Below are 6092 nucleotides of genomic sequence, written 5' to 3' on the forward strand. Positions count from 1 at the left end.
GAATGCTTCCTATGAACGAAAAGGGGTTGCCCCGGGCGAACCGGTTTGGTCCCGCCGTTTAAGGCTTTCGAGAGGATTGCGCAAGCGTTAAATGCTCGCTGCGGATGGGGGTAAAAATAGGGCCCGTCGGGGCACTCAGCGAAATACGAAACCATGACTTCCGTAACGGAAAGCGAATGGGTAAAATCGTTTTATTTCAAGCTGCTGCGTAGAAAACTTGGAGCGGGTAACGGGAATCGAACCCGTGTATTCAGCTTGGAAGGCTGCTGCTCTACCATTGAGCTATACCCGCAGTGTGTGATCCGAGGACGAATGGTGGAGAGAGTTGGATTTGAACCAACGTAGGCTGAGCCAACGGATTTACAGTCCGTCCCCTTTAACCACTCGGGCATCTCTCCAGTTTTTCGTCCGGATCAAAGCGACCAAGCTTTTCATTCCAGACCGGTGGAGCGGCGCCCCCTCGGTCTGCGGCGGGTATATGACTGCCCAATTCCCTGATGTCAACACGATGACAGAGGAAAAATTTCGAAAAATTTCGGAGCCCCAGAAATGCGCGGTTTTCGCGTCGGGTCTATCCCCAGATGCATCGGAGCGTTATAAGGCTGCATGGCAAAAGACACTCCCGACGACAAATCCTCCCGCGACACTCACTATGCTACGCTGCGCCGCCAGGTGCGCGACGCAAAGCGCGAGCGTGGCGAAATTCCAACCCCGCAGCCGCAGAAGCGACGCAAGAGCAATGCCGACTGGACGCCGCCGCCGGTGGCGCCCGACCAAGTGCATCTCTATGGTCTGCACACCGTGCGCGCTGCCCTCGACAATCCCGAACGTAAGCTGATCAAGCTGTCGGCGACGCAGAACGCGCTGGTGCGGCTGCAGATCGAATCGGTGGCATCTCTCGGATTCCCGGTCGAGATGGTCACGCCACAGGATCTCGACAAGATCCTCGGACCGGAGGCGATCCATCAGGGCGTGATGCTCGAGACCCGCCCGCTGCCCGTGCGCCGGCTGGAAGCGTTGAAGGAAAGTCCGCTTCTGCTGGTGCTGGACCAGGTCACCGATCCGCACAATGTCGGCGCGATCATGCGTTCGGCGGTCGCGTTCGGCGCTGGCGCCGTGATCACCACCATGCGGCACAGCCCGACCGAATCCGGCGTGCTGGCAAAATCAGCATCCGGCGCGCTGGAAATGATCCCCTATATCCAGATCACCAATCTGTCGGATGCACTGGCCGAATTGCACAAGCTCGGCTTCTTCTCGATCGGCCTTGATTCGGAAGGTCCGCAGCCGATGGAGAGCACATTGACAGGCGACAAGATCGCGCTTGTGCTTGGAGCCGAAGGCAAGGGCCTCAGGCAGAAGACGCGCGATACCGTTTCCGCGCTGGCCCGTCTCGACATGCCGGGGGAAATCAAGTCGCTCAACGTCTCCAATGCCGCGGCAATCGCGCTTTATGCCACGCGCCAGCATCTGGCGAAATGATCTTCGCCTTCGCCGATCTCGACGGAATGCTGCTCGATCATGACAGCCATTCCCTCGAGGCGGCGGAGACGAAATCGCGTTCGCCGGCGAGCGCGGCATTCATCCCATTGCAGCACAGGTCGTAGCGGCGAACTGGAAGCGGGTGCCAAGCGCGCCCGACGTGAACCATCCAGAAGGCGGCGCGCCCTGCCGCGGACGATCAGAACCGCGACCGCAAGCCCGCCGCCAATCCGGGGCGGAAGCGGATCGTCGCCAAATAGCCGAGACCGAGAAAAGCAACCAGCACCAGCCCTTGCGCAATGGCGAAAGGTGGCTCCGAGCCGTTCGGCGCCAGGGCGTTCAGCGTCGGCACCTTGAGGAAGGCCTGCACCACGAGAACGAAGGTGTTCAGATAGAGCGAGACCACCGAACAGATGATAAAGGCCGGCCGCCAGTAACCCGCCAGATGCCCGCGATAGAGTGCATAGACGGCGACGATCAGAAACACTGCGGTGATGATGCCAACGCCGATGGCCGGCGTGAACACGGTGTAGGGAAAGAGAAAGCCGGTCACCACCGTGGCAATCGTGGTGGTGAGGAAAAGCGCTGTCCAACTGGAGCGCAGTTCGGACCTCAGCCAGCCCTGCAGCGCGACAAAACCCGCCGCGATGCCGATCAAACTGAGGATTACGTGAAAGAACGTGAAAGGCGTCATACCGAAGATCATCATGAAGCTCCGTGGCAAGATTGCTGCCGCTTCATTACGCACGCAATCTTGACGATTGTCTATTGCAAGACTTCGCCATCATGCATGCGTCACGTCTCTCTTCAGTCCTTCTCGGGCCTTCCTGAAGATCAGGCCTTCTTGAGAAACTCGGTGCGCAGCACCAGGCCTTTGATCTTGGCATGGCGGCATTCAACTTCGTCTTCATTGTCGGTCAGATGAATGCCCTTGATCATCGTGCCGCGCTTCAGCGTCTCGGACGTGCCCTTGACCTTGAGATCCTTGACCAGGGTGACGTTGTCGCCCTCGTTGAGAACCGTTCCATTTGAATCGCGGACTTCCATCAGCCTTGCTCCTGTACGAGAAAGCCGGGCTCTAACATGCCGGTTCGTGCGACGTATATGACAATCGTCAAGCGAGCGTGCGGAGACGACGTGTTGCGCAGCTGCGCCCCGCTCCAGCCCCGCGAGCGACGCCAGATCCAGCGCAATCGCGCACTGTCTTGCCTGATTGCCTCGACGCGGCTGCAGTGCTGCAACCTCGTCTTCCGGTTCCCGCCTGTCCGCGGAGTGCAACGGGCCTGTGCCGTCAAAATTCGTTCAAAGATTTATGGTTAACTATTGGTCAACGGAATGCGTCGTAGACAGGGAACCGAGTACGGCACGTCGTCGTTTCTGCGATACCCTGGAGGAAACATCATGTTGGCATTGTTCACGTCACTCCGCATCGCCGAACGCGCTGTCGCAACGGCCGGTCCCGACACCGGAACATATGCCGATGGCGCGCCGCGTCCGGCCGTCATCGAACTGCAGGCCCAGGGACGCAGTCAGAAAGCCTTTGCCCGCGACTACGGCGCCAATCGGCTGGTGGCACCAGAATTCATCGGCTACGCCTGATGCTTTCCGCCGCTTGATTGGCCGCCGCTTGATTGGCCGCTGCTCGGCGACAGTCGGCAATCCGGCTTAGAACTACATGGAAAAGCCGATCCAGGGGCCGTGCTGAGTCACTTCCCAGTCAAAGGTGTTGCAGGTGAAATCATCCGGTTCGAAATCCTGTGCGGTGACGCGGTAGCCGAAGCGCAACACCGTTGGATGATCGAGGATCAGGCGCAAGATTTCGTCGTCATCGTCAAGAATGGCCGGATTCACAATAACAGGATTGCGTAAGATCGAATGGCTGGACGGGATTGGCGGCGGGCCTTCGCGACCGGCAATGCCGCTAGCGTGCGGTGACGGCAAGCCGCCGTCAGCATCTGTGCTCAACCCGCCAATGGAGATTTCGGCTACGCCTCCAAGAAGCGTTAAGACCAAAACATCCAGCCAAGCTGAAGAGAAGAAGTGGTGCCCCCGACAAGGTTCGAACTCGTGACCCCCTGATTACAAATCAGGTGCTCTACCAACTGAGCTACAAGGGCAGTGGCGCCGTCAATATGACGAAAATGATTTGCCGTAAAGCAAAAAATTGCAGGATGGTTAGAAGAAATGGTTACCGGGCGCGATTGCCCTGCGATCGCCAAAAGCCTGCCGGGAGAACCGTTTTGCAGTGCAAACGGCTTGTCGTTCCAAGGCTTTGTCATGTACCACTGGCGCCTGTTCAAAAGGGTCTGCCATGTCTCGATCGTTCCGGTCACTCTCGTTCATCGCCTCGAATACGGACGAAGCGCAGGCTTCCCGCGACGAACTGATTCGCCTCTATGGCCATGTCGCCCCGACCGAAGCCGATGTCATCGTGGCGCTGGGCGGCGACGGCTTCATGCTGCAGACGCTGCATGACACGATGAACAGCGGCAAGATGATCTATGGGATGAACCGCGGCTCGGTCGGCTTCCTGATGAATGATTTCTCTACCGAGCGGCTGGACGAGCGCATCGCGCAGGCGGTCGAGAATGATTTCCACCCGCTGCAGATGACCACCAGCAATGCCGACGGCTCGATTTCCTATGCGCTGGCGATCAACGAAGTGTCGCTGTTTCGGCAATCCTACCAGGCGGCCAAGTTGCGGGTGGTGATCGACGGACAGGTAAGGCTCGAGGAGTTGATCTGCGACGGGCTGATGGTGGCGACGCCGGTCGGCTCGACGGCCTATAATCTTTCGGCGCATGGACCAATATTGCCGCTGGAGGCGCCGCTGCTGGCGCTGACGCCGGTCAGCGCCTTCCGCCCCCGGCGCTGGCGCGGGGCCCTCCTGCCGAACCGGGCAAAGGTGGTGCTGGAAGTGCTGGAACCCGAAAAACGGCCAGTCAACGCGGTTGCCGATCACTCCGAGGTCAAATCTGTGCTCAGGGTGGAGGTCGAGCAATCGGAGGACACGACGGCGCATATCCTGTCGGATCCAGACCGTTCGTGGTCGGACAGGATCCTCGCCGAACAGTTTGCCAATTGATGGTGTCGATTTATGGTGGTCGTATGAAAATCTCTGTGCTCGTCCAAAGCTGCCTGCTTGTGCTGTTGCTGTCAGTGTCGATGACGGCAGCCGTGCGGGCCGACGAGATCGGCCAGTTGCCGGTAACGGCGACCTTCGTGGTCAGCGGCGGCTTCTGGATTACCGGGCCGGGCGGTGCGGCGGTTGCCGGAGCGGAGGCAACCGCAGACAACGCGTCGGATGCTGACGGCGCGCGCGGCTATTACAAGCTGGTGGCGATCCGCCAACCGGACCGGACGGCGAAGATCTATCTGCAGACGATTGCTGCTGACGAGGCCGGTCCGCGGCTGGTGCAGAGCGTCGAACTGGAAGAATTCACCGCCATTCGTCCCTATGTAACCGGCATCATGCCGGAGAGCATGACGGGCGTCGGCGAAGAACCCGGTTTCATGGCCACCGTCTACCTTAAGACCAGCCCGCAGGCCGACCGGGCAGAGGAATGGACCGTGCTGATCGACGACCTGGGCGATATCCGCGTCGAACGCGCCAGCAACTGATCCCGCCCAATCCCCGGCTCCACCGGCCGGATCCGGCACTCAGCGTGGACTATCAGCGCCGGGCAAAGGCGCGCAGGAACGTCCTGACGGCGTTGCGCGCCAGCCCGTCCAAGTTCGGCCTCCGGAATCAGAATGCCCAATTGCAGGTCGGCACGCACATCCGACATGATCAGCGCCATGAATTGGCGGGCGGCAAGTGATGGATCATCAACATCGAGATAGCCGGCATGGGCCAGTTGGGCAAAGCGGGCGGCCATCGCGGGATGCTTGCGGCCCGGTCCGTATTCGCGCCATGACGTGAACAATTCCGGATGGCGAACACCTTCCAGCGACAGCAGGCGCAAAAGCCAGCGACCATTCGGCTCGCAGACGGCAACGCGCAGCAGGCGTCCGGCAAAACCGACGAGATCATCCTCGAGATTGGTCGGCTGGTCTGGAAAAGTCTCCAGCACCGAGAAAAAACCGGCACTGGAGCGCTGTGTCACTTCTGCGACCACGGCCTTGAAGACTTTCTCCTTGTCGCCAATCTGATTGTAGACCGTCTGGCGGGACACATCGGCACGCACCGCAATCGCGTCGATGCTGGCGCCCTGGTAGCCGCTTTCGGAAAAAATCGCGGCGGCGGCATCGATGATGGCATCGCGCTTGGTGCGTGGTCCAGTTTCCAGTGCGGACAGATTCGGGGCATGCGTTCTTGTATCCATGGCTTACCATAGAGGCGCTTGACAGATTGGACAATTGTGTCCAATATTTTTTACATAACGTTCCGACATACTCGCGGACGGCGCTACGTCCTGCTCAACACCATACCCCTTTCCGTTTATGATCCTCCCCCGACGCTCCCTGACCGGGTGACGCAAAGGCTATTTCCTGATGTCTGAAAAAACAACTGCTTCGCTGCCGATCGTGCTCGGTCTCCTGACCGCGGTCGGCCTCTTTGCCATCGACATGTATCTGCCCTGCTGCCGGAAATCGGCAACGCACTGAAT

Annotated in this window: 8 protein-coding genes and 3 tRNA genes; 4 read left to right on the plus strand and 7 right to left on the minus strand. The window is 59.5% G+C overall.

Annotated features, from left to right (window positions below):
• Positions 1–218: 218 nt before the first annotated feature.
• Together PDO_RS07880 and PDO_RS07885 are read right to left on the minus strand one after the other, a co-directional pair.
• Positions 219–292, minus strand: a tRNA-Gly gene (locus tag PDO_RS07880).
• Between the two features lie 21 nt (positions 293–313).
• Positions 314–398, minus strand: a tRNA-Tyr gene (locus PDO_RS07885).
• A gap of 208 nt (positions 399–606) precedes the next feature.
• Between PDO_RS07885 and rlmB the strand changes: the two genes are divergently transcribed.
• Positions 607–1482: a 23S rRNA (guanosine(2251)-2'-O)-methyltransferase RlmB gene (rlmB, locus tag PDO_RS07890; RefSeq protein WP_007600137.1), complete on the plus strand. Its 876-nt coding sequence runs from the start codon at positions 607–609 to the stop codon at positions 1480–1482.
• A gap of 199 nt (positions 1483–1681) precedes the next feature.
• On the opposite strand, the gene PDO_RS07895 is transcribed toward rlmB, so the two are convergent.
• On the minus strand, positions 1682–2188 hold the full coding sequence (locus tag PDO_RS07895; RefSeq protein ID WP_007600144.1) for a hypothetical protein: 507 nt from the start codon (positions 2186–2188) through the stop codon (positions 1682–1684).
• 128 nt (positions 2189–2316) lie between these two features.
• A complete protein-coding gene (locus PDO_RS07900; RefSeq protein ID WP_007600146.1) occupies positions 2317–2529 on the minus strand; it encodes an alkylphosphonate utilization protein in 213 nt (70 codons plus the stop codon).
• A gap of 354 nt (positions 2530–2883) precedes the next feature.
• On the opposite strand from PDO_RS07900, the gene PDO_RS07910 reads away from it, so the two are divergent.
• Positions 2884–3081, plus strand: coding sequence for a hypothetical protein (locus PDO_RS07910; RefSeq protein WP_007600147.1), 198 nt, complete (start codon positions 2884–2886; stop codon positions 3079–3081).
• 72 nt (positions 3082–3153) lie between these two features.
• Here the strand turns inward: PDO_RS07910 and PDO_RS28245 are convergent, their stop codons facing one another.
• Together PDO_RS28245 and PDO_RS07920 are read right to left on the minus strand one after the other, a co-directional pair.
• On the minus strand, positions 3154–3297 hold the full coding sequence (locus PDO_RS28245; RefSeq protein WP_160167026.1) for a hypothetical protein: 144 nt from the start codon (positions 3295–3297) through the stop codon (positions 3154–3156).
• Between the two features lie 226 nt (positions 3298–3523).
• Positions 3524–3599, minus strand: a tRNA-Thr gene (locus PDO_RS07920).
• 194 nt (positions 3600–3793) lie between these two features.
• On the opposite strand from PDO_RS07920, the gene PDO_RS07925 reads away from it, so the two are divergent.
• The gene (locus tag PDO_RS07925) at positions 3794–4567 is read left to right on the plus strand and encodes an NAD kinase (RefSeq protein WP_007600148.1); all 774 of its coding nucleotides are present in this window, start codon (positions 3794–3796) and stop codon (positions 4565–4567) included.
• Positions 4568–4590: 23 nt separating this feature from the next.
• On the plus strand, positions 4591–5103 hold the full coding sequence (locus tag PDO_RS07930) for a hypothetical protein (protein WP_037072966.1): 513 nt from the start codon (positions 4591–4593) through the stop codon (positions 5101–5103).
• On the opposite strand, the gene PDO_RS27035 is transcribed toward PDO_RS07930, so the two are convergent.
• Entirely contained in the window at positions 5007–5807 is an 801-nt protein-coding gene (locus PDO_RS27035; RefSeq protein ID WP_007600150.1) for a TetR/AcrR family transcriptional regulator, read from the minus strand. The two genes, PDO_RS07930 and PDO_RS27035, sit on opposite strands and share 97 nt — an antisense overlap.
• Positions 5808–6092 lie beyond the last annotated feature (285 nt).

Origin of the sequence: Rhizobium sp. PDO1-076 (assembly GCF_000247475.1) — a bacterium.
Taxonomy (GTDB): domain Bacteria; phylum Pseudomonadota; class Alphaproteobacteria; order Rhizobiales; family Rhizobiaceae; genus Allorhizobium.

Coding starts and splice junctions, on each gene's coding strand:
- PDO_RS07930 (WP_037072966.1), top strand. CDS start 4,591: ATGAAAATCTCTGTGCTCGTCCAAAGCTGCCTGCTTGTGCTGTTGCTG.
- PDO_RS27035 (WP_007600150.1), bottom strand. CDS start 5,807: ATGGATACAAGAACGCATGCCCCGAATCTGTCCGCACTGGAAACTGGA.
- PDO_RS07895 (WP_007600144.1), bottom strand. CDS start 2,188: ATGATCTTCGGTATGACGCCTTTCACGTTCTTTCACGTAATCCTCAGT.
- PDO_RS07910 (WP_007600147.1), top strand. CDS start 2,884: ATGTTGGCATTGTTCACGTCACTCCGCATCGCCGAACGCGCTGTCGCA.
- rlmB (WP_007600137.1), top strand. CDS start 607: ATGGCAAAAGACACTCCCGACGACAAATCCTCCCGCGACACTCACTAT.
- PDO_RS07925 (WP_007600148.1), top strand. CDS start 3,794: ATGTCTCGATCGTTCCGGTCACTCTCGTTCATCGCCTCGAATACGGAC.
- PDO_RS07900 (WP_007600146.1), bottom strand. CDS start 2,529: ATGGAAGTCCGCGATTCAAATGGAACGGTTCTCAACGAGGGCGACAAC.